Consider the following 23,750-nt stretch of genomic DNA (forward strand, 5'->3'; position numbering starts at 1 on the left):
CTGTCAGTCAGGTACGTTCGTTTCCCTAAGCCTGCTGCTCAACCAGTAATGACAAATCAATTGCCGCCACATGTTTGGTCAGCGCACCCGATGAAATATAATCTACCCCGGTATCTGCGAGCGCTTTCAATCCCTCCAGCGTTACATTGCCGGACACTTCTAGTTTAGCGCGTTTGTTAGTAAGTGCCACTGCTTGTCGGATCAGTTCCGTAGAGAAATTATCAAGCATCACTATATCGGCACCTGCATCCAGTGCTTGAACCAGTTCTTCGAGATTTTCCACTTCTACTTCAATCACTTGAGATTCACGTAGTGTTTTAGCGGCAGACACGGCCTGAGCAATACCGCCACAGGCACGGATGTGATTTTCTTTTATTAAAAATGCGTCAAACAGACCAATTCGATGATTTTGTCCGCCGCCAACCTTGACCGCATACTTTTGCGCCAAGCGTAACCCAGGCAGCGTTTTACGTGTATCCAGGATGCGTGTTGAGGTGCCCTCCAGCGCCGCCGCATAGTTTGCGACGCAGGTTGCCGTCGCCGATAACGTCTGCAAAAAATTCAGCGCTGTGCGCTCAGCCGTCATCAACTGTCGGGCATTGCCACGTAAATGACAGAGTGTTTCGCCTGTCTCAACGCTGTCACCATCCTTGACCAGCCACTCTACGGATACATCACCACCTACCTGAGTAAAGGTTTCATTGACCCAGGCAATGCCTGCAACAACGCAAGGCTCGCGAGTGATAATAGACGCTGACACTTGCATATCAGCGGGAATAAGTTGCGCGGTGAGGTCGCCTACATCCGCTGGATACCCACCTAAGTCTTCATCCAGAGCGGTGCGAACGTTTGTGTGTATAACTGATTGCAATTGTTGCAAAGGTGTCTTCTCTATAGTTTTTCAATAATTACGCAGCACAAGCCATTCGCCTCGCTGGGAAAACTCCAACTGTTTGAGTGCGCTCATGCCAAGCAGAATTTTATCGTCACGCATACCCGGGTTGAGATTTGCGTCCACGTCGTAAAGCGTGATATCGCCGATTCGTAGTTGCTCAATCGACGTGTGGGCAACCGTCACTGTGCCATTTGCTGTAGAAACCGGAAACCGTCGGCCTTGTTGCAAGCCAAGTTCGCCGGCCAGATGGTATGGGACTGACACTGAAGTCGCACCGGTATCCAGTAAAAACACCACAGGTTGTCCATTGATTTCACCGCTGGTCACGTAATGGCCCATACGATTTTGCTGCAACCTCACTTCGGCTCCCGACTGACTCATCGTCGAACTCGGCGTTTGATTGGGGTTGAACTGCTTTTCCAGCAGATCCTGAAAAATCATCGCCATTAACGCCAGACCTGCCACCCAGGCCAGGACCACCATCCATTTACTTATTCCCTGGCCCACCTGTGGGGGTTGTTTTTCAGACAACGTCGACTCCCTAATCTAAACCCGCCAAAGTGTACTCAACTACGTTGATGGATAACAGTAGATCACACAGCTATGCTAAGCTTTTTGTCGAATTCGACGTCACACGCAATAAATGGTATGCACGTAATCAATCACAGACTGACTGACGCAAGGTTTTTGTCCTCGCCGCACTATTCAGACCGACCAGCAGATGCTCAGGTCAGCCTGTTGGTGCTGCACAATATTTCTCTTCCGCCCGGCCAGTTTGGTGGCGATTACATAGATGACCTGTTTATGGGACAATTGAACAAGGACGCCCATCCGTATTTCGCCGATATTCATCACCTACGCGTATCTGCTCATCTTCTCATCAAACGTGACGGTGCGATCACGCAGTATGTGCCATTTGACAAGGCCGCCTGGCATGCGGGTTTATCCAGTTTTCAGGGGCAGCCACGCTGTAATGAATATAGTATCGGGATTGAATTGGAAGGCACCGATGACAGCGGATATACCAACCACCAATATCATGCACTACTGGCAGCAAGCCGCCAAATCGTGCAACACTATCCGCGTACTACACTAGGGCGTATTGTTGGACACAGTGATATTGCACCATCCAGAAAGACTGATCCCGGTGTGGGGTTTGACTGGTGCCGTTTCCGACAAGACCTCACAATTTGTCTGCATGAGGATCAGAAATGACCTTGATTAGTTTGTTGATTGTGCTGAGCATTGAACGCGTCACACCTAAAAACCTGTATTGGCGTGACAGTTATTATTTCAACCTGTTCAAACAGCAGATCCAGCACAGAGAGTGGCTGGATGAAGATGCCAGCTTCTGGTTATTACTGGTGTTGATAGTGTTGCCCAGCATACTGCTGTCCCTTCTATTAGGTAGCCTGGGATGGTTTCTGGACTTTGTTATTGCCACGCTAGTGTTGATGGTGTGCATTGGTTGCCACGACTTAAGAGCCACCTATAAATGCTTTTTGCAAGCGGCAAACAGGGGAGACCTGGAAGCCTGTTCCCTCTACGCACAACAGATGGGCCACGGTCAGGACGCCGACATCTCGCTACCTTCCGAAGCCAGGCAAACCGGCTCTTTTGGACAAAAACTGGTTTGGCTTAATTACCAGCATTACGCGGCACCAATGATTTGGTTCGTTGTCTTTGGCGCACCAGGCGTGGTTTTCTATGTCGTAGCGCGCAATATGCAGAACTGGTTGGCACAGACCCAACATCCTTTACAGGATTCATTGGACAAGTTGATGGCCGTCATAGATTGGCTGCCGATTCGGATAACCGCGCTTGGGTTCCTGCTGGTTGGACATTTCTCCCGGGCATTGCCTATCTGGCTAGGTTATCTGCCTGATCCAAGTATTTCTGCACGTCAGTTAATCGCTGAAGTTTCCAGGGCTGCGGAAGAAACTGAGGATGACGATTTTGACCCTACCGAAGAGCCACGTGCACTGGTAAAACTAGCCAAGCGTAATATGACGTTTTTACTGGTTTTGGTCTCGGTGTTAACCTTGTCAGGTACGCTGGCTTGATATAGTCAATGTCCATAATAAGGGAACTGCCACACTCATCATACCAGTTCCCGTTTCATCTCTATCCCGCAGAATTCAAGGCGTTCAGTCAACCTGTAAAGAATTATTGAAAGATGAAGTCAGGCTGTAGGTTTACCTGAGCGCTATCCTCACCTAAACTATGCGGTTAATTGGTCTTACCAATTTACAAAATACGTTAATAAATGAAACAAGTACGAGCCAAAAAACTATCGGATGTCATCAGTGAACAGCTTGAATCTATGATTCTTGATGGTACCTTTTTGGCTGGTCAACGCCTGCCGCCTGAGCGTGAGCTGGCGGAACGTTTTGAGGTCTCAAGGCCTTCAATACGGGATGCCATACAGATTCTTCAGGCCAAAGGTTTGCTGGTGCGTAAGCAAGGGGGTGGCACCTTTGTCAATCGCGAACTGAATGCGACTATGACAGACCCTCTGCTTATGCTGGTTGCTAAGCGTCCGGAAACGCAGTTTGACTTGCTGGAATTTCGTCACGCTCTGGAAGGCATGGCTGCTTACTACGCAGCACTGAGAGGTCAGCCTGAAGACTATCAGGCGCTCGAGCAAGCCCTCAACGCGCTGCCGTGCGATGATGATTGTGAAGCAGAAGCAAAAGCACTTGCTGAGTTTTATCTGGTAATGGCGAATGCATCGCACAACATGGTGCTGATGCACGTGATGCGCACCATGAAAGGCATGCTACAGGATAATATTCAGCGTAACTTACAGATGCTGAAACATAGCGCGGATGTCTCCGCAGATATCCGCGCACAGCGGCGTCAAATTGTCTCGGCAATAATGCAGCGTGACCCTGATGGAGCCCGCACCGCAAGCAATGCCCACTTGGCATTTATTGAGAAAACGTTACTGAACATAAACCGTCGTGATAGCCGTGTACAACGCGCGTTGCGCAGAATTGAAATTAAACCGGCCTAGTAATGTAGGCTGGTAGGAGTCGTCTGTTGATATAACGGGAAGATTTGCACATTTGCACTATCTTTAAGGTTCTGCCAGCAGATATATAGTCGATTTTATAAACGAATAGGAAAGCACCATGACTGATACGATGCATCCGGATGTGGATCCACAAGAAACCCAAGAGTGGTTGGACTCACTGGAATCTGTATTGGAAGAGGAAGGCGTTGAGCGCGCGCATTACCTTCTCGAAACGTTGATCGAGAAAGCGCGTCGTAGCGGTGCACATTTGCCTTATACGGCAACCACCGCTTACATCAATACGATCCCAGCCGGTCAGGAACCCACCATGCCTGGCGATCAGACCATTGAGACCAAGATCCGCAATGCCATTCGTTGGAATGCGTTGATGATGGTGTTACGAGGTTCTAAAAAGGATCTTGAGTTGGGAGGTCATATCTCCAGCTTCGCCTCTTCGGCCATGTTATACGATGTCGGCTTTAACCATTTTTTCCGTGCGCCGAACGATCAGGATGGCGGTGATTATTTGTTTATTCAGGGACACGTTTCTCCGGGCATATACTCACGTGCTTATATAGAAGGCCGTTTGAGTGAAGAGCAGCTGGATATGTTCCGCCAGGAAGTTGATGGTAAAGGCTTATCTTCGTACCCGCATCCCAAATTAATGCCGGATTTCTGGCAATTCCCGACTGTGTCTATGGGTTTGGGGCCGATGCAGGCTATTTACCTGGCACGCTTCCTCAAATATCTGACCAACCGTGGTTTGAAGGATTGCTCAAATCAGCGCGTATGGTGCTTCATGGGTGATGGTGAAGTGGACGAGCCGGAAAGCTTGGGCGCAATTGGTCTGGCATCGCGCGAGGGCTTGGACAACCTGACTTTTGTGATCAACTGTAACCTGCAAAGACTGGATGGTCCGGTACGTGGTAACGGGAAAATTATTCAGGAACTGGAAGGGACATTCCGTGGCGCCGGCTGGGAAGTATTCAAAGTCATTTGGGGCCGTTACTGGGATCCGCTTCTGGCCAGAGATACGTCTGGCAAGCTGCTGGATGTAATGAATGAGACGGTCGACGGCGAATATCAGAATTACAAATCCAAAGGTGGCGCATATACCCGTGATAATTTCTTTGGTAAGTACCCTGAATTAAAAGAAATGGTCGCCAACATGTCTGACGAAGACATCTGGCGTCTCAACCGTGGCGGCCATGATCCAGTTAAAGTGTACGCCGCTTATAAGCGAGCAGTAGACACCAAAGGTCGCCCACAGGTCATTCTGGCTAAAACCGTCAAAGGCTACGGCATGGGTTCTGCCGGTGAAGGCAAGAATATTGCTCACCAGGTCAAGAAAATGGACATGACGGCCGTCAAACAATACCGGGATCGTTTCAACATACCCGTTGCCGACGATCAGTTGGAAAACCTGCCGTACTTCAAGTTTGACGAAGACAGCGAAGAGATGAAGTATCTACGCAGTCGTCGTGAGGCGCTGAAAGGCTATATGCCAGCCCGTCTTGCGAAGACCACTGAAGAGCTGCCCGCCCCCCCTCTCAAGGCATTTGAGGCCGTAACCAAAGGCTCTGGGGAGAGAGAAATCTCAACCACCATGGCCTTTGTCAGGGTGCTCACTGCACTATTGAAAGATAAGCAGATTGGTAAGCGTATCGTACCCATCATTCCCGATGAAGCCCGTACTTTCGGCATGGAAGGGTTATTCAGACAGGTTGGTATTTATTCCAGTGAAGGACAGAAATATGTACCTCAGGATGCCGACCAGGTTGCTTACTATAAGGAAGATAAGAAAGGTCAGGTACTGCAGGAAGGTATCAACGAGCTGGGCGCCATGGCATCCTGGCTGGCTGCCGGTACATCGTATTCATTTAACGATTTACCAATGATCCCGTTCTATATTTATTATTCCATGTTTGGATTCCAGCGCGTGGGTGATATGGCCTGGGCCGCAGGTGATAGTCAGTGCCGAGGTTTCCTGGTAGGGGGCACCGCGGGTCGCACCACGCTTAACGGCGAAGGCTTGCAACACCAGGATGGTCACAGTCATACACAGGCAGCACTTATTCCTAACTGTGTCAGCTACGATCCAACCTATGGCTATGAAATCGCTGTAATTGTTCAGGATGGCCTGCGCCGCATGCTCGAAGCGCAGGAGAACGTCTTCTATTACCTGACGGTCATGAACGAAAATTACATCCAGCCAGAAATGCCCAAAGGTGCGGAAGAAGGCATCATCAAGGGTATCTACATGCTTGAGCGTGTTGGCACAGCAAAAAGCAAAAAGAAAGTGAAACTGCTGGGCTGTGGCACTATCCTCGAACAGGTTCGCAAAGCAGCGGCTATGCTCAAAGACGACTATGGCGTCGCCAGTGAAGTCTACAGTGTCACGTCGTTTAATGAACTGGCCCGTGAAGGTTTTGATTGTGACCGTCATAATATGTTGCACCCGGATGCGAAAGCCCGCACGCCATACATCACGTCAGTATTGAGTGAAGGTTTTGATGGGCCAACGATCGCTGCTACGGACTACATTAAAAACTTCTCCGATCAGGTGCGAGCTTTTGTGCCGGGCAGCTATCGGGTGCTGGGTACAGACGGGTTTGGTCGCTCTGACAGCCGTGCTAACCTGCGCCGTCATTTTGAGGTCGATGCTAACTACGTCACCTTTGCCGCGCTTTATGAGTTGCACAAAGAAGGGGCGGTGGATGCCAAGACGCTGAAGCAGGCCATCAAGGATCTGGACATTGATCCTGACAAAATCAATCCGCTATACGCCTAAACGACGAGGAGAGAGTAATCATGTCAGAGATTAAAGATGTACTGGTCCCCGATGTAGGTGGCGAAGAAGTCGAAGTGATCGAACTATGCGTGTCGCCCGGCGACACTGTTGAAGCAGAAGATGCGCTGGTTACGGTAGAAAGTGACAAAGCCAGCATGGATATCCCTGCGCCGTTTTCCGGCGTAGTGAAAGAACTTAAGGTAAGCGTGGGTGATAAAGTCAGCCAGGACAGCCTGCTAGCACTTATTGAAGTTGGCGAAGCCGACAGCGGCGGTGACGACGCTGCAGATGAGCAACCCACTGAAGCACCCGCACCGTCACCTGCTTCTTCCTCAGACAGTGAAACTGACACTGTTGAGGTTAAGGTACCTGATATCGGTGATGAGAAAGACGTTGAAGTTATTGAGGTGCTCGTCGCTGTGGGGGACGACGTGGATGTTGAGACTGGCTTAATCACTTTGGAAACAGACAAAGCCACCATGGATGTCCCTTCACCCGCTAAGGGCAAAGTAAAAGAATTAAAGGTCAGCGTTGGCGATAAGGTATCAGAGGGCTCGCTGGTATTGGTATTGGAAGGCGGTTCAGCAAGTTCTGATGCGTCCGCTTCAAGCGAGGCGCCCGCGCCATCACCTAGCCCGGCACCATCAACATCATCCGATGCCCAAAGTCAGGTTATTGAAGTCACCGTGCCTGATATCGGCGATGAAACCGATGTCGACGTTATTGAGGTACTGGTAGCCGCAGGCGATAAGGTTGAGCAGGAAAGCGGATTAATTACGCTGGAGACAGATAAGGCAACAATGGACGTCCCCTCGCCGCAAGCGGGTACCGTCAAGGAGCTGAAAGTCAGCGTTGGCGATAAAGTATCAAAAGGTTCACTGGTGCTTATGCTGGAAGTCGCAGGACAGCAAGATGGCGCGTCATCCAGCGATGCTGCGCCCACGCCTACTCCTGCTCCAGCACCTGCTCCATCGGCAGCACCGGCGGCAGCAGCCAAGCCCCCTCCTGTGCCGCATCACCCATCTGCCGGAGAAAAAGCGCGCAGCGGCAAGGTCCATGCCTCACCGTCAGTGCGTAGACTGGCAAGAGAATTCGGTGTTGATCTGGCTCAAGTGAACGGCTCAGGTCCGAAAAACCGCATTCTTAAAGAAGATGTACAATCGTATGTGAAGTATGAACTGTCACGTCCCAAGGCCAGAGCCGGAGCGGTAGCGTCAGGTGAAGGTGGGCTGCAGGTGATACCGCCGCCAAAAGTAGATTTCAGCAAGTTTGGTGAGGTCGAAGAGGTCCCATTAACACGCATTCAAAAAATTTCTGGACCTAACCTGCATCGCAACTGGGTAACCATCCCACACGTCACGCAGTTTGAAGAAGCGGACATTACCGATTTGGAAAGCTTCCGCAAAGACCAGAATGCTATCGCGGAGAAACGCAAGCTTGGCGTTAAAATCACGCCGTTAGTGTTTATGATGAAAGCGGTCGCAGACGCACTGAAAGCTTATCCGGTGTTTAATACGTCTTTGTCTGAGTCGGGCGAGAGTCTGATCCAGAAAAAGTATTATCACATCGGTATTGCCGTGGACACTCCGGGAGGCCTTGTTGTGCCTGTTGTCAGAGATGTTGACAAAAAAGGCATACTGGAACTGTCCAAGGAATTGATGGAAATCAGTGTCAAAGCCCGGGACGGCAAATTAAAAGCGGCAGATATGCAGGGTAGCTGTTTCACCATATCAAGTTTGGGTGGCATTGGCGGCACAGCCTTTACGCCTATTGTAAATGCGCCAGACGTCGCCATCTTAGGTGTATCAAAAAGCGAAATGAAACCGAAGTGGAACGGCAAGGAGTTCGAGCCACGGTTGATGTTGCCGCTGTCACTGTCATACGACCACAGGGTTATTGACGGTGCTGTCGCTGCGCGCTTTGCTGTGCATTTGAAGAACGTGCTTGGTGATTTGCGCGAAATGCTGCTGTAACACTCACACCCATTATGTCAATGCATAATGGGTGTCATGTTCTGTTTGCGGAACAGGATAAATAACGGTCGACCCGCGTGCCTGCAGGTTTGCGCCAGCAGGTCGAGCTAGGTAGAATTCGGCGGGTCAAAAACGAACGTAATATCGATTAACTTGGATTGAGGTCATAATGAGCGAAATAAAAACCCAGCTGGTGGTACTCGGTGCGGGTCCTGGTGGCTATTCTGCGGCCTTCCGTGCGGCGGATTTGGGCATTGACACTGTGATTGTTGATGCACGTGAAACGCTTGGTGGTGTATGTCTGAATGTTGGATGTATTCCATCCAAAGCATTGCTGCACGTTGCTAAAGTAATCAAAGAAGCGAAAGAATTAGCCGCTCATGGTGTTTCGTTTGGCGAACCTCAAATTGATCTTGATAAGCTGCGTAGTTACAAAGACAGCGTTGTCGGCCAGCTGACGAAAGGCCTGTCAGGCATGTCCAAAATGCGCAAGGTCAAGCACGTACAGGGTTACGGTAAATTTACTGGCTCTAACACCCTGGAAGTTGATGGCAAAGAAGGTAAAACCACCATTACCTTTGACAACGCCATTATTGCCGCAGGCTCTGAACCTGTCACCCTGCCGTTCATTCCACACGACGATCCGCGCGTAATTGACTCCACCGGCGCCCTGGAAATGGACAGTATCCCAGAAAAAATGCTGGTACTGGGCGGAGGTATTATCGGCCTCGAAATGGGTACGGTATATCAGGCGCTAGGCGCCCAGATTGACGTCGTTGAGTTCCTCGATCAGCTTATTCCAGCAGCGGATAAAGACATCGTGAAGGTCTACACCAAAACGATGAAAGACAAATTCAATGTCATGCTGGAGACGAAAGTCACCGCAATTGAAGCCAAAGACGATGGCCTGTATGTCAGCTTTGAAGGTAAGCAGGCCCCGGCAGAACCTGTCAAATATGACAAAGTTCTGGTCGCAGTCGGACGTCGTCCAAACGGTTCGCTGATTGACGCCGATAAAGCAGGTGTGACCGTTGACGAGCGTGGCTTCATCAATGTTGATAAGCAAATGCGCACTAACGTCAGCCATATCTTCGCAATTGGTGATCTGGTCGGTCAGCCTATGCTGGCCCACAAAGCTGTACATGAAGGCCATGTCGCGGCTGAAGTCATCGCTGGTAAGAAGCATTACTTTGACCCACGTTGCATTCCTTCAGTTGCTTACACTGAGCCAGAAGTTGCCTGGGTTGGACTGACCGAAAAAGAAGCCAAAGAACAAGGCATCAATTACGAGGCAGCGGTATTCCCGTGGTCAGCCTCTGGTCGCGCAATCGCATCAGATGCCACCAACGGTATGACCAAAATGCTGTTTGATAAAGACAGTGGTCGCGTCATCGGTGGCGCAATGGTTGGCACCAACGCCGGTGAGATGCTGGGCGAAATTGGTCTGGCGATCGAGATGGGCGCAGATGCCGAAGATATTGCACTGACCATTCACGCGCACCCCACATTGAATGAATCTATCGGTCTGGCGTCGGAAATTTTTGAAGGCAGCATTACCGACTTGCCTAACCCGAAAGCCAAGAAAAAGAAATAACGTATTTCATGTACAGCAGGGGCCAATTAATGGCCCCTTTTTCGTTTATACGGGTATACACTTAGCTACTCATCCCTACATCTCACATAACTCAAATGGAGACACCAATGAAAACAATAGGTTATGCAGCACATTCCTCTGACGCACATATGGTGCCCTATCATTTTGAACGTCGCGCTTTGCGAAATAACGATGTTGCCATTGAGATCCTTTACAGCGGCATTTGTCACTCTGATTTACACACGGTAAATGGCGACTGGGGCCCGCAGCCTTATCCACTGGTACCAGGCCATGAAATTGTTGGTCAGGTGATTGAAACCGGGCCTGATGTAACGGGCTACAAGGTGGGTGACAAGGTTGCAGTAGGCTGTATGGTAGATAGCTGTCAGCAATGCGACCAGTGTCATAATCATGAAGAGCAGTACTGTCGCAATGGTATGACGCCAACCTATGGGGCACCTGACCGTATCAGTGGCGAAATCACCCAGGGTGGTTATTCTAAGCACATTGTTGTGCGAGAAGAGTTTGTCTTACGTGTACCAGACGCCCTTGACATGCCCCGGGTTGCACCGATTCTGTGTGCTGGCATTACCACCTATTCACCTTTGAAAACCTGGAACGTTAAACAAGGCTCTCGCGTTGGCGTAATAGGTCTGGGCGGTTTGGGCCATATGGCTGTTAAACTGGCTGCCGCTATGGGCGCTGAGGTAACCGTTATCAGCCGTTCTAATGCCAAAGCCGAAGAAGCAAAAAGTAGCGGTGCGACAGGAATGTTGGTGTCAACCGATGCTGAAGCAATGAAAAAGGCGACGGCCTCATTTGACCTGATCCTGGACACCGTGCCCGTCAAGCACAATGTCGATACTTATACTCCGCTGCTGGATATCGATGGCACCCTGGTTATTGTGGGTCAGGTTGGCCCGCTCGAAGAGTCGATGACCATTCCATTAATCATGGGCCGACGTCGGGTCGCAGGTTCACTTATTGGTGGTATTAAAGAAACGCAGGAAGTATTGGATTTTTGCGCTGAGCACAACATTCACCCTGAGTGTCAGATGATCAACGCCGATGAAATAAACGACGCGTACGCACACCTCAAGAAAGGTGATATTGCACATCGCTTTGTCATTGATATGGCGTCACTGTCATTGTAACGCTATTGCTGGCCCCTGTTGACCGGGGGCCAGCCATCAAACCACTAGCGGTTGCGCCCTAAACGTTCGTGACTTGATACCCATTCATCTGCCACAACTGCGGAAGCTAGCGAAAGTTCACCACATAACACAGTTGCCGCGACTATCTCAGCAAACTTATTGACCTTACCTTTACCATCACAGCCTAATACTTTCAGGCACTCGCCTTGTGATGCTAACCCGGTTCCACCGCCGTAAGTGGCGACCACCAATGAGGGAATGGTCACTGAGAAATAGTAGTCACCGTTTGGCAGGATCTCACCAAAGGTATACCCCGCTGACGACTCTGCAACGTTTGCAACATCCTGGCCACAGGCAATGAACAAGGCGGTGATACCATTGGCAAAGTGCGCGCCATTACTGACGCTGTTTGCCATTATCGCGCCCATATTCGAGTACTGGCGCTGACGGAAAAGCGCTTCTGGCGAACAATGCATGATTTCCGTCATCAAGTTTTTATTTAACGTGATCTCTGCCACGACTCGCTTACCGCGTGTATGCAACGAATTAAGGTGAGAATGTTTTTTATCGGTATCCATATTGGCCGCAAGCACAAAGTGCTCCAGGCCTTCCGGCTTCTGACCCACTATCCATTCGCATGCGGCGCGCGTCGCTTTGCTCACCATGTTCTGACCGGCTGCATCGCCACACTGATAGTTAAATCGCAGCCAGCGTAATTTAGACGCTGCGTATTGCTCAATGTTGGTCAGCTTGCCAACGCTTGTCGTGGACTCAGCAGCAGCGCGAATGGCATCCATATTCTGCTCTATCCACTGACCAAACTGTCTGGACTCTCTGGCGCTTTTAAATGAGAACATAGGCGCGCGTTGCATCGCATCGTCAAGCACTGTCGTGGTAATACCACCGCACTCACGGGTCAGACGCATACCTCTGGAGTAACTCGCGACCAGCGTGCCTTCTGTAGTTGCCATGGGTACATAGAATTCGCCCTGAGCTAGTTCACCGTTCACTAGCATTGGCCCAGCGAAACCGATAGGCACCTGCGCTACGCCAGTAAAGTTCTCAATGTTGCCTGACAATGACTCAGGCGGGACAGAAAAATGTCCAACATGCTCAAGCGACGCGCCGGTTTGCTGTTCAATAAACGTACGCCTCTGCTTCGCCATATCGAGCGAGTAATCGTTGTTTTTGTCTCTTGGTATTCTGGCCACAACATCACCTCATTAGTCAGTTTTTAATCAGTTTATGCGGCCACCAGCCAGATGAGAAATGAATAGTAGTGATAGACATGTATTACAAAAGAAAGACAGCAACTGATATGCATTTTTAATCAATAAGAAATATTTTTTTCAGCTACTAGGCAAATCGAAAAAGAGGCGTACAATCGCGCCGTTTAAAATTCACTCAATTCTGTATGAATATCGGCTTTTTTGAGTTACAGGAAAAGCGCCTGTTATCGCTTTCACTTTTGATAGCCAGCCTGTTCGTTTTGGTAGCATTTAGCTTTGCGTTTGCCACCCATTCTGATGCCATTCTATTTGACGCGATATATTCGCTAATCGCATTTCTCATTGCGTTACTCACATTGAAAGTGGCGAACCTAGTTCAGCGTCCAGATGATGATCGGTTCCACTTTGGCTACACAGCCATCGAACCCACTCTGAATATGTTTAAGTCGATCATTATTATTGTGATGTGTCTGTATGCGGTCACCTCATCCATCAACACTCTCCTATCCGGCGGAAGCTCTGCTGAATATGATGTAGGTCTCATTTATGGCGTGGTAGCAACGTTAGGATGTTTTGGTATTTCGATTTACATGAAATTGAAGAGTAAAAATATTCGCTCAGATTTGATTGCCGTTGATTCACGCACCTGGTTTATAGATGGCGTATTAAGTGCATCTATTTTGTGTGCCTTTGCTTTGGCTTATGGAATACAACACACTGCCTTCGCTCATTACGCACCTTATGTCGATCCAGTTTTACTGATCGTTCTTGGCGTCGCTATGTTGCCAATTCCAGGCAGAATTCTGCTCGACAGTCTTAATGAAGTGATCAATAAAGCACCACCAGAGTCAGTGTCCAGGGTCATAGAGAAAAAACTGAAAAAAACACTTGTCGATGTGCCTTATGAGCATGTCGAAGTGAGAATAAGTAAGCGTGGAAGAGACGTTTATTTGCTGGTTCACATCATCGTCGATGATTCATTCCGTTTCGCCACTGTGAGTGACTTAGATGACATCCGAATACAATGCGAAGCTGAGATGCGAGCCTGGGATCCTGCCATCATTATGGACATATTATTTATTCGAGATCCAGAACTCGCAGAATAATATCAGCGTCAACCGGCAGTCATCTCATTGGGATATACTGCCGGTATTGACTACCGGCTGTGCCGCTTTGTCGCCACATAATACCACTAAGAGATTACTTACCATTCGTGCCTTTTGTTCTTTATCCAGTTCAACTACCCCTTGCTGCTGAAGTCTCTCCAATGCCATTTCCACCATGCTGACCGCGCCCTCAACAATTTTGCTGCGAGCCGCAATAATCGCCGCCGCCTGTTGACGTTGAAGCATGGCACTGGCGATTTCATGCGCATAAGCAAGGTGGCTGATACGGGCCTCATGAACGGTAATGCCGGCCTTACCCAATCGTTCCTGTATTTCCTGTTTTAACTTTTCTGATATTTCGACCGGATGACTACGTAGCGCAACTTCAGATTCCAGGTCATCGCGGGGATCGTAAGGATAACTGCTGGCCAGATTACGCAGCGCTGATTCACTCTGTATGGTGACATAGCTCTCATAGTCATCTACTTCAAACACTGCCTCAGCAGTGTCAGTCACCGACCATACCACGATGGTGGCAATTTCAATTGGGTTGCCCTGATTATCGTTGACCTTGATTTTGGCGCTTTCAAAATTACGGATACGCAGGGAAATAGTACGCCGCATAAAAAACGGAATGGTCCAACGCAGGCCTGTGCGCTTTTCAGTACCCACATAGGCACCAAACAACGTCAGTACTTTGCCCTGATTAGGCTGCACCATGAAAAAGCCCGCCCAGCAGATCAAGACCAATAAAAACAAAATACCACCTATTGCTGGCACCGTGCTGGTAAAGAACATCCGGCCAGTCAAAAACGTTGCGACTGGTAGCAACACAAAAAAGGCCAGATAACCGTTGATCGAAAATCCCCGTGTTTCACTGATCATATGGACTCCTCAATAAATGATACATTGCTTCCTTTCTAGTGCAGCGAGAACGATTGCGCAAATTTTTAATCTTGGTGGATTATCTGAGCGCTACTCTGTGCAATACTGGGCAAAACACCTATGAAACGAAAACAATGACGAGATTACTTATCCTTTTAAGCACGCTGTTACTCGCAACAGCGTGCACGCAAGCACCGCAACAACCAAGCGATGCCACAACGCCGCCAGAGCCTGCTGTGCAGGAATCGTTTTCTGTGTTGTTCGGCGGTACAAAAGTAGGACAATTGACGGTATCAGGCTCGGCGCAACAACTGTCTATCGACTATGGGTTTGAGAACAACGGACGGGGTGCCAGCAGTCAGGAGTCATTAACCTTGACTACCCAAGGCATTCCTACTCAGTGGCAAATAAACGGCAAGACCACATTTGGCAATGCTGTCGATGAGCAATTCAGCGTTGATGGTGATATCGCGAGTTGGACATCCGCGGCAGGAAAAGGCAGTGAAGGCGGTGCTACCGGCAAAATGTATGTTGCTCAAAACGCCAGCCCTTACTCCAGCTACCTTTACGTCAACGCCATATTAAAAGGCGAAAATGACACCCTACCCGCGCTGCCTGCAGGGCAGATGACCTTGAGCAAGGTGGCTGATTACACGTTCAACACTACACAAAACAATGTGCCAGCACGTATCGTTGCATTAGGCGGTATTGCGCTTGATCCAACATATCTGGCACTGAACGAAGACAACCAATTGATGGCGCTGTTGTCACCACGCTTTACCCTTATCCGTGACGGTTTTGAATCGGCCGATGCCGATCTTAGACAGATCGCCACTGAACTCAACGCATCGCGTTTTAAGGATATTGCCGAGCGTGTGACCCACAGTTTTGACAAGCCAGTTCGTATTAACAATGTGCGACTGTTTGAACCGGAAGCACTGGCACTCACATCGTTAAGCTCAGTTGTCGTGCAGGGTGACCGTATTGTCTCCGTTGATGCCCCGGTCACAGATTTCAGTAGCGACGAGGTTATCATTGACGGTGCTGGCGGCACGCTGGTGCCGGGCCTATTCGAAATGCATGGTCATATGAGCGACAATCGGGCCTTGCTTAATGTAATTGCAGGTGTCACATCGGTCAGAGACATGGGTAACGAAATTGACGTAATCGAAACCCTGGTTAATAACATCGAAAGTGGTGTACTGATTGGTCCGCGTATCACCCGTAGCGGCTTTATTGAGGGCGTCAGCAAATTTAGCAATGCCACTGGCGAAATGGCGGACTCTGAAGAACGCGCGCTGGAGTTGGTGCGCGAATACGCAGCTATGGATGGCTATAAGCAGATTAAGATATACAGCTCGGTCAATGGTGAATGGGTACCAGCGATGGCACAAGAGGCCCATAAGCTTGGCCTTAAAGTAATGGGACATGTACCAGCCTTTTCCACCGTAGATGAAATGATCTACGCGGGCTACGATGAAGTGACGCATATCAATCAGGTCATGCTTAGCTGGGTATTGGACAGGTCTGAAGACACCCGTACCTTATTCAGGATCACGGGCATGAAGCGCTTTGCCGATTTGGACTTACAATCTGAAAAAGTACAGAGCACCATCAAACTGATGAGTGAAAGAAACATCGCCGTTGATCCGACCATTGTGATCCACGAATTCGGGCTGACCGCCAGAAACGGAGAAACACGGGCAGGCATGCGTGATTACATCAACAACATGCCTATCAGCGTGCAGCGCAGCGCCAAAGTAGCGTTGTTGAACGTCGCCGATGAAAATGAAGACAAGGAATACAAGGCGGCATTTGAAAAGGTTCTCCAGACCCTGTCAATGATGCACAAGCGCGGTATCTTTATCGTACCAGGGACAGATTTAGGCGGCGCATTTGAGCTTCATCGTGAACTTGAACTCTTTACCCAAATCGGTATGTCACCAGCACAAGCGGTGCGTCGCGGCTCTTATGATATGGCGAACTATCTGGGCTATGGTGATGACCTGGGAAGCATTGAAGCGGGCAAATTAGCCGACTTTTTCTTGATATCCGGCGATCCTACGGCAGATATCAAGGCCATTAAAACCCCCTCAATGGTGTCTTTTGGTGGAAGAATATTCTTCCCATCAGAAGTCTATCCGGAGTTTGGTATTCAGCCATTTACCCGTGCTCCATCGATAATCAATAACTAGAGGAAGTGTATGTCAACTGAATCAGACAATCTCAGCGACGTCAGGTTACGCTTACGCAATCTCAAACCGTCAGACTATGATGACGTCAAACGCATAATGGACTCGGTGTATTCATCGCTGGGGGGCGCGTTTACCAAACGAGAATATCAGGCCATGCTCAAGGTATTTCCAGAAGGTCAGATTTGCATTGAAGACAATGGCAGCGTTGTCGCGGGCGCCTTCTCGGTCGTGTTGGACTACAATAAGTTTGGCGATGATCATACTTATGATGAAATCACCGGCGACGCCTACTTTACCACCCACGATCCGAATGGCGATGTGCTTTATGGTGTCGATGTGTTTGTCGATCCCGAATACCGTAACCTGAGGCTGGGTCGCCGGCTCTACGACGCGCGCAAAGAGCTATGTGAAAGTCTGAACCTCAGGGCTATCATCGCTGGCGGACGGATCCCGTATTATGAAAAGCACAAAGATAAAATGTCGCCGCAGCAGTACATTGAGGCGGTCAAACGTAAAGAGCTTTACGATCCCATATTAACCTTCCAGTTATCCAACGACTTTGAAGTACGTCGGGTTCTGAAAGCGTACTTGCCCGAGGATAAACAATCCAGCGGTTATGCGACGCTTTTACAGTGGTTTAATATCTATTTTGATCCGAAAAAGGCCAAACTGTTTGGTGCCAAAAAAGACACCGTTCGTATCGGCTGTGTGCAGTGGCAAATGCGTGAGATGCACAGTGTTGAAGAACTGTTGCAACAGGCCGAGTATTTTGTCGATGCGCTGTCTGACTACCGCAGTGATGTTGCCCTGTTTCCAGAGTTTTTCAACGCCCCGCTAATGGGTCTGTGCGACCAGACGTCATCACTGGAAGCAATACGCCATCTGGCAACCTATACCGAGAAAATCGTCACTGAGATGTCATCATTGGCGGTCAGTTATAACATCAACATTATTGCTGGCTCTATGCCCTTAATTGAAGATGGTCAGCTGTTCAACGTGGCTTACTTATGTCGTCGCGATGGCACTATCGATAGTCAGTATAAGCTGCACCCTACCCCACATGAGAAAAAAGACTGGATCATGAAAGGCGGCGACAAGCTGACCTTGTTTGATACTGACTTTGGTCGCATCGGTATTTTAATTTGCTACGACGTTGAATTTCCGGAGCTGGCCAGGATCCTGAGTGAAAAAGAAATGCAGATCCTGTTTGTGCCGTTCTGGACTGATACCAAAAATGGTTATCTGCGCGTCAGGCGCTGCGCACAGGCGCGCGCCATTGAAAACGAGTGCTATGTCGCTATCGCTGGCAGCATTGGTAACTTACCCAAAGTGGATAATGTGGATATTCAATACGGTCAGACTGCGGTATTTTCGCCGTCTGATTTTGCCTTCCCACACGACGCGATCATGGCGGAAACCACACCCAACACGGAAATGACGCTGATTGTCGATGTTGATATGGAGAAGCTACAGAAACTGCAAAACGAAGGCTCTGTACGCAACTTTCTGGACCGGCGACGAGATCTTTATAAGATTACTTGGACCGGAGATGATTAATATCTACGCGGGATTATTCAGCCATGCCATGGCTGAATCCCGCGATGTGAATAATTTTCGTTGCCAAGGATGCGGTTTGTCAGCTCCCGCATCCAGCATGGCTTGTATTTTTTTTGTCACACCCTGATCGAGCGAAATAATAGCAATATCGAGCGGTTTATTGCCTTGACTTCCTGCGACAAGACGTGAAGATTCCGCAAATGTTTTTATCCCACCTTCATCGATGATGAAGCGTCTTACGTGAGAACAATCGATAAGCATTTTACGCACCTGCATAAACCGTGCATCGATCGCCAAATCACCATAAACCGTCAGAATATCAACGAGTGTAATGTAACTCGGATACGTCACTGTGAGATGACTTCCGTTAAATTCTAGACCGACAGACATGTCCTTTATCCAGTCAAATAAAATATCAAAAATGTGAATGTTGTTGCATTGTTAATCAGAATACCCGTTTGCTCCATACTCAGTTACGATATTCAGGTGTTCGCTTACCTTTAAGGTAGTACATATGTCCAATTTTGCATTTACAACTGTTCATAAAGTGCTGTGTGGAGAGGGAACCCTCGCGCAAATCAATGATGAGCTCAATTCACTGAGCGTCACACGTCCGCTGATTGTCACCGACCAGGGCATCGTGTCGGCAGGTCTGCTCGATCAACTTTATGCTGCGGTAAATTTGGATGTAGAGGTATTTGCCGATGTCGTTGCCGATCCTCCGGAAGAGATTGTGTTACGTGCGGCTGCAGTTGCCGAGACACATCAGGCCGATGGCATTATTGGTTTTGGCGGTGGTAGTTCACTGGATACGGCAAAGGTCATTGCCCGTCTTGCCTGCCAGCAACAACCGGAAAATCAACAGAGCCTGCAAGACATGTATGGCGTTGATTGCGTAAAAGGCCAGCGATTGCCATTAGTGCTGATCCCGACCACTGCGGGAACGGGCTCTGAAGCAACACCGGTTGCCGTGATCACCACCGGCGAGACGACCAAAGCAGGCGTGGTATCTTCAACATTATTGCCAGACGTAGCCATTCTGGATGCCACACTCACTGCCGGTTTACCAAAACATGTAACTGCGGCAACCGGTATCGATGCCATGGTCCATGCTATCGAAGCGATAACCAGTAAGATTAAACGAAACCCTTATTCCGATATGCTGGCTATTCAGGCGCTTGGCTTACTATCCAGAAATATAGAGACAGCCTGCAATGAGCCTGATAATTTGACCGCCCGGCAGGACATGTTACTCGGTGCATTTATTGCGGGTCAGGCATTTGCCAACGCCCCCGTGGCGGGTGTGCACGCCCTCGCCTATCCACTTGGCGGGCACTTTCACATCCCGCATGGGTTGAGTAATGCGCTGGTACTGCCCCACGTACTTAAATTTAACGCATCAGCAGCGCATGCTGACTATCAGCGTATTGCCGAGGTTGTGGGTATTACCTGTGGTCAGGCGCAAGCTGGCATAGCACTGGCTGAATACTTCTACACATTGTCAGGAAAACTGTCACTGCCACAGACGTTAGAACAGTGTGGGGTGACAGAGAAGGACATCGATATCCTGGCAAGTGATGCTATGTTACAGACCCGACTGCTGGTCAATAACCCCCGGGATATTGCATTGGACGATGCTAAAACCATCTACACACAGGCGCTGCGTGGAGAGGCTGTATGAGTAAACCCGTGCCGCTAAGTCGAAATGAGTTCAGTGTCTTTTTTCCCGTGCAAACTCGCTGGGCCGACAACGACATTTATGGTCACGTCAATAACGTGACCTACTACGCCTACTTTGACTCTGTGATCAATCGCTATCTTATTGCTGAAGGCGGACTGGATATTCACCACGGCAATGTGGTTGGCTTTATTGTCGAATCAAAATGCAACTTTTTTGCCCCCATCGCGTTTCCCGATGAGCTTTTTGCAGGGGTCAGGGTAAAACACCTTGGTAACAGCGCGGTGACATATGAGGTTGGGCTGTTTAAAGCAGAGCAACAAGAGTCATGTGCCGTAGGCAACATGACTCACGTTTTTGTCGAACGCCAGAGCAGTCGTCCAGTCAAGATAGACGGCCTACTGCGCAACGCACTGAGTGCGTTGCTCACTTATACAAACTAGCCATCAGTTACAGATTAGAAATCGTTTCCTGCTGCTCTTTGAGTTTGCTGAACTGCATTTGCATGTCAGCAAGCTTGGCTTTTTCCTTGTCGATAACTGCCTCAGGCGCTTTACTGACAAAATTGTCATTCGCCAGTTTACCCTGGGTACGGGACATATCTTTTTCCAGTTTTTCCAGTGCTTTACCGATGCGCGCGAGTTCCGCATCCTTATCAATCAATCCGGCCATTGGGATAAGAATTTCCATTTCTCCGACCAGCGCCGTTGCCGATGCAGGCCCCTTATCACCGGGCTGAAGAATCGATACGCCTTCCAGCTTCGCCAATTTACTCAAGAACGCTGCACTGATATCCAGCCTGCGCGTATCTTCTGCAGAGACATTGCGAAGCAGCACACTGAGGGGTTTATTCGGGGAGATATCCATCTCACCGCGAATGTTGCGGATACCGACAATAAAGCTCTTCAGCCACTCGATATCTTTCAACACATCGCTGTCCTGCTTTGTAGCATCTACCTGCGGGAATGGCTGTATCATGATGCTGCTACCTTTTACGTGGATCCCGCAAAGTGGCGCCACTCGCTGCCAAATTTCTTCGGTGATAAACGGCATGATCGGGTGCATCAGGCGCAACAGGCTCTCCAGCACGTTGACTAACGTATGACGCGTGCCACGCTTCTGCGCATCTGTACTCGCATCAGAATTTAGTACCGGCTTGGACAATTCCAGATACCAGTCGCAGAATTGGTTCCAGGTAAATTCATAAACCGCATGGGACGCAAGATCGAAGCGATACTCACTAAGATGGGTTTCAAATTCTGCTAACGTCTGTTGAAACTGCGCCCAGATCCAGCGGTCAGCCAGGCTCAGTTCCAGTTCGCCACCGTTCGCTCCTGTATCCTGATCTTCGGTGTTCATGAGTACAAATCGCGACGCGTTCCATAGCTTATTGCAGAAGTTCCGGTAACCTTCAACGCGCCCCATATCAAAGTTGATATCGCGGCTAGTCGACGCCATCGCTGCGAAGGTGAAGCGCAGCGCATCTGTACCATAAGCGGCAATGCCTTCTGGGAACTGCTTGCGAGTCCGCTTGGTTATCTTTTCTGCCAGCTGTGGCTGCATCATTCCCGCAGTGCGTTTGGCTAGCAGGCCGTCCAAATCAATGCCATCAATAAGGTCGATAGGGTCCAGCACGTTGCCCTTTGACTTTGACATCTTATCGCCGTGTTCATCGCGGATAAGGCCAGTGATGTAAATATCTTTAAACGGGATTTTGCCGGTAAACTTCTTGGTCATCATGATCATACGGGCGACCCAGAAGAAGATGATGTCAAAGCCGGTTACCAATACCGAACTGGGCACAAAGGTGTCTAACTCTGGCGTTTCTTTCGGCCAGCCTAAGGTTGCGAACGGCCATAGTGCTGAGGAAAACCAGGTATCCAGTACGTCTTCATCCTGGCGTAACACAACATCGTCGCCCAATTGATGCTTGGCGCGCACTTCAGCCTCATCCCGTCCGACATAGACGTTATCATTACTGTCATACCATGCGGGAATACGGTGTCCCCACCATAGCTGACGAGAGATACACCAGTCCTGAATGTTATACATCCATTGGTAATAAGTTTTATTCCAGTTCTCCGGAATGAAACGGATCTCACCAGTTTCAACAGCGTCAATGGCGGGCTTGGCCAGCGATTCTACCGCTACATACCATTGATCAGTCAGGTAAGGTTCGATTACCGCCCCGCTGCGATCGCCGCGGGGTACCTTTAATTTATGATCGTCAATTTTTACCAGAAACCCTTCGGCGTCCAGCTGCGCCACAATTTTTTGACGAGCGTCGAATCTGTCCAGTCCCTGCAGTTGTTCCGGGGCATTTCCGTTCAGCTTGGCGTCGGGTGTGAACAGGTTAATCATTTCCAGATTGTGGCGTTTACCGATCTCATAATCGTTAAAGTCATGGGCAGGGGTGATTTTTACACAGCCGGTGCCAAACTCAGGATCCACGTAATCATCCGCAATTATATTGATCAGTCGGCCAGTAATCGGCAGCTTAATCTGCTTGCCCACCAGATGTTTGTAACGCTCATCGTCTGGATGCACTGCAACGGCGGTATCACCCAGCATGGTCTCCGGACGCGTGGTGGCAACTACCAGCTCGCCGGTGCCGTCAGCTAGTGGATAGCGCATATGCCACATGTGCCCGGCTTCTTCTTCGTTTAGCACTTCCAGATCAGATACCGCGGTATGTAAAACGGGATCCCAGTTAACCAACCTCTGGCCGCGATAGATCAACCCCTCGTCGTACAGCTGAACAAACACTTCTTTTACAGCGTCAGAGAGTTCAGGGTCCATCGTGAAAGCTTCACGCTGCCAGTCTGGCGAGGTCCCCATACGGCGCATTTGCGATGTGATCGTGCCACCGGACTGAGCTTTCCAGTCCCATACCTTTTCGATAAACGCCTCACGCCCCAAGTCATGGCGCGTTTTACCTTCGGCGTTTAGCTGGCGCTCCACTACCATTTGCGTGGCGATTCCGGCGTGGTCTGTACCACACTGCCAAAGGGTGTTATCGCCTTTCATACGGTGATAGCGGATCAGTGCATCCATGATGGTATGCTGAAACGCGTGCCCCATATGCAGACTGCCTGTCACATTAGGTGGCGGTAGCAAGATACAGTAAGGTTCACCCTTTCCAGATGCCTGAAAGTAACCACTGTCTTCCCAGTTCTGGTAGCACTGCTGTTCAATATTTTGCGGACTAAAAGTTTTATCCATCGTGTTTCTCGTAAAGCTTGTTCACGGGCATGAATGCCATGTCACATCCCGCTCGTTGATATTCTTTATAACGTTGCCGGGCGGCCTGTTTGCCTGGTTCATCAGCAGGCACAAATTCCGCTATCTGCTGATAACGAGTAATGTTTTCCGGCACACTGGCAGCCATATTAATTAGAAAAGGCCTGCCGATATGTTGCTGCTGCCACGCCAGCTCCACCGGCGCGCCACCTTGCGGGCCCTCGCCAGTCAGGTTGTGCGGAATGAATCGGTCAGCCGGTAACTGCCACAGCCATTCATCAACATGTTCAGCGCTTGCTTGATCGGCGCACCATATCACACAGCGTTTTTTCGCTGAGTACCAGGCAGCCGCAATATGGCACACGGCGCTTAACTGCTGATCGGGTTCTCTATCTGACTCCTCATTGAGCTGATAGAAGGTTACAGTTGTCATTTGT

19 protein-coding genes are annotated in these 23,750 nt (G+C 49.5%); 12 read left to right on the forward strand and 7 right to left on the reverse strand.

Annotated features, from left to right (window positions below; translation table 11 throughout):
* Positions 1-25: 25 nt before the first annotated feature.
* Complete coding sequence (gene nadC, locus G441_RS0108495; protein ID WP_026375954.1) at positions 26-871, reverse strand: carboxylating nicotinate-nucleotide diphosphorylase; 846 nt, start codon at positions 869-871, stop codon at positions 26-28.
* A 30-nt stretch (positions 872-901) separates the two neighbouring features.
* Positions 902-1,426 carry a retropepsin-like aspartic protease family protein gene (locus tag G441_RS0108500; protein WP_026375955.1) on the reverse strand — a complete coding sequence of 175 codons (525 nt, stop codon included), beginning with the start codon at positions 1,424-1,426 and terminating at the stop codon, positions 902-904.
* Between the two features lie 117 nt (positions 1,427-1,543).
* Between G441_RS0108500 and ampD the strand changes: the two genes are divergently transcribed.
* The 7 genes from ampD to G441_RS0108535 all read left to right on the forward strand — a co-directional run bounded on the left by ampD (position 1,544) and on the right by G441_RS0108535 (position 11,423).
* On the forward strand, positions 1,544-2,110 hold the full coding sequence (ampD, locus tag G441_RS0108505; protein WP_026375956.1) for a 1,6-anhydro-N-acetylmuramyl-L-alanine amidase AmpD: 567 nt from the start codon (positions 1,544-1,546) through the stop codon (positions 2,108-2,110).
* Positions 2,107-2,958, forward strand: coding sequence for a beta-lactamase regulator AmpE (gene ampE, locus G441_RS0108510; protein ID WP_026375957.1), 852 nt, complete (start codon positions 2,107-2,109; stop codon positions 2,956-2,958). The genes ampD and ampE overlap by 4 nt, the downstream gene beginning before the upstream one ends.
* Before the next feature lie 203 nt (positions 2,959-3,161).
* The gene (pdhR, locus tag G441_RS0108515) at positions 3,162-3,911 is read left to right on the forward strand and encodes a pyruvate dehydrogenase complex transcriptional repressor PdhR (protein ID WP_026375958.1); all 750 of its coding nucleotides are present in this window, start codon (positions 3,162-3,164) and stop codon (positions 3,909-3,911) included.
* A gap of 118 nt (positions 3,912-4,029) precedes the next feature.
* Positions 4,030-6,702 (forward strand): pyruvate dehydrogenase (acetyl-transferring), homodimeric type, encoded by a 2,673-nt coding sequence (gene aceE, locus G441_RS0108520; RefSeq protein WP_026375959.1) that lies wholly within the window; start codon positions 4,030-4,032, stop codon positions 6,700-6,702.
* A gap of 20 nt (positions 6,703-6,722) precedes the next feature.
* On the forward strand, positions 6,723-8,675 hold the full coding sequence (gene aceF / locus G441_RS0108525) for a pyruvate dehydrogenase complex dihydrolipoyllysine-residue acetyltransferase (protein ID WP_026375960.1): 1,953 nt from the start codon (positions 6,723-6,725) through the stop codon (positions 8,673-8,675).
* 169 nt (positions 8,676-8,844) lie between these two features.
* The gene (gene lpdA, locus G441_RS0108530) at positions 8,845-10,269 is read left to right on the forward strand and encodes a dihydrolipoyl dehydrogenase (RefSeq protein ID WP_034474723.1); all 1,425 of its coding nucleotides are present in this window, start codon (positions 8,845-8,847) and stop codon (positions 10,267-10,269) included.
* Between the two features lie 107 nt (positions 10,270-10,376).
* On the forward strand, positions 10,377-11,423 hold the full coding sequence (locus tag G441_RS0108535) for an NAD(P)-dependent alcohol dehydrogenase (RefSeq protein ID WP_026375962.1): 1,047 nt from the start codon (positions 10,377-10,379) through the stop codon (positions 11,421-11,423).
* 44 nt (positions 11,424-11,467) lie between these two features.
* Here the strand turns inward: G441_RS0108535 and G441_RS0108540 are convergent, their stop codons facing one another.
* The gene (locus tag G441_RS0108540; RefSeq protein WP_026375963.1) at positions 11,468-12,634 is read right to left on the reverse strand and encodes a hydroxymethylglutaryl-CoA reductase; all 1,167 of its coding nucleotides are present in this window, start codon (positions 12,632-12,634) and stop codon (positions 11,468-11,470) included.
* 203 nt (positions 12,635-12,837) lie between these two features.
* Here G441_RS0108540 and G441_RS0108545 point away from each other — a divergent pair, with 203 nt between their 5' ends.
* Complete coding sequence (locus G441_RS0108545) at positions 12,838-13,758, forward strand: cation diffusion facilitator family transporter (RefSeq protein WP_026375964.1); 921 nt, start codon at positions 12,838-12,840, stop codon at positions 13,756-13,758.
* 24 nt (positions 13,759-13,782) lie between these two features.
* Here G441_RS0108545 and G441_RS0108550 read toward each other — a convergent pair whose 3' ends face one another.
* Entirely contained in the window at positions 13,783-14,640 is an 858-nt protein-coding gene (locus tag G441_RS0108550) for an SPFH domain-containing protein (RefSeq protein ID WP_026375965.1), read from the reverse strand.
* Positions 14,641-14,777: 137 nt separating this feature from the next.
* Here G441_RS0108550 and G441_RS0108555 point away from each other — a divergent pair, with 137 nt between their 5' ends.
* Together G441_RS0108555 and G441_RS0108560 are read left to right on the forward strand one after the other, a co-directional pair.
* Positions 14,778-16,838 carry an amidohydrolase family protein gene (locus tag G441_RS0108555; RefSeq protein WP_026375966.1) on the forward strand — a complete coding sequence of 687 codons (2,061 nt, stop codon included), beginning with the start codon at positions 14,778-14,780 and terminating at the stop codon, positions 16,836-16,838.
* Positions 16,839-16,847: 9 nt separating this feature from the next.
* On the forward strand, positions 16,848-18,395 hold the full coding sequence (locus G441_RS0108560; RefSeq protein WP_026375967.1) for a bifunctional GNAT family N-acetyltransferase/carbon-nitrogen hydrolase family protein: 1,548 nt from the start codon (positions 16,848-16,850) through the stop codon (positions 18,393-18,395).
* A gap of 3 nt (positions 18,396-18,398) precedes the next feature.
* Here the strand turns inward: G441_RS0108560 and G441_RS0108565 are convergent, their stop codons facing one another.
* On the reverse strand, positions 18,399-18,785 hold the full coding sequence (locus tag G441_RS0108565) for a hypothetical protein (RefSeq protein WP_026375968.1): 387 nt from the start codon (positions 18,783-18,785) through the stop codon (positions 18,399-18,401).
* 124 nt (positions 18,786-18,909) lie between these two features.
* On the opposite strand from G441_RS0108565, the gene G441_RS0108570 reads away from it, so the two are divergent.
* Together G441_RS0108570 and G441_RS0108575 are read left to right on the forward strand one after the other, a co-directional pair.
* A complete protein-coding gene (locus G441_RS0108570) occupies positions 18,910-20,076 on the forward strand; it encodes an iron-containing alcohol dehydrogenase (RefSeq protein WP_026375969.1) in 1,167 nt (388 codons plus the stop codon).
* Complete coding sequence (locus tag G441_RS0108575; RefSeq protein ID WP_026375970.1) at positions 20,073-20,516, forward strand: acyl-CoA thioesterase; 444 nt, start codon at positions 20,073-20,075, stop codon at positions 20,514-20,516. The genes G441_RS0108570 and G441_RS0108575 overlap by 4 nt, the downstream gene beginning before the upstream one ends.
* A gap of 7 nt (positions 20,517-20,523) precedes the next feature.
* Here G441_RS0108575 and G441_RS0108580 read toward each other — a convergent pair whose 3' ends face one another.
* Both G441_RS0108580 and G441_RS0108585 read right to left on the reverse strand, forming a co-directional pair.
* Positions 20,524-23,295 (reverse strand): valine--tRNA ligase, encoded by a 2,772-nt coding sequence (locus G441_RS0108580; protein ID WP_026375971.1) that lies wholly within the window; start codon positions 23,293-23,295, stop codon positions 20,524-20,526.
* Positions 23,288-23,746, reverse strand: coding sequence for a DNA polymerase III subunit chi (locus tag G441_RS0108585; protein WP_026375972.1), 459 nt, complete (start codon positions 23,744-23,746; stop codon positions 23,288-23,290). The genes G441_RS0108580 and G441_RS0108585 overlap by 8 nt, the downstream gene beginning before the upstream one ends.
* Between the last annotated feature and the right edge of the window lie 4 nt (positions 23,747-23,750).

Source organism: Aestuariibacter salexigens DSM 15300, assembly GCF_000429145.1.
GTDB classification, from domain to species: domain Bacteria; phylum Pseudomonadota; class Gammaproteobacteria; order Enterobacterales; family Alteromonadaceae; genus Aestuariibacter; species Aestuariibacter salexigens.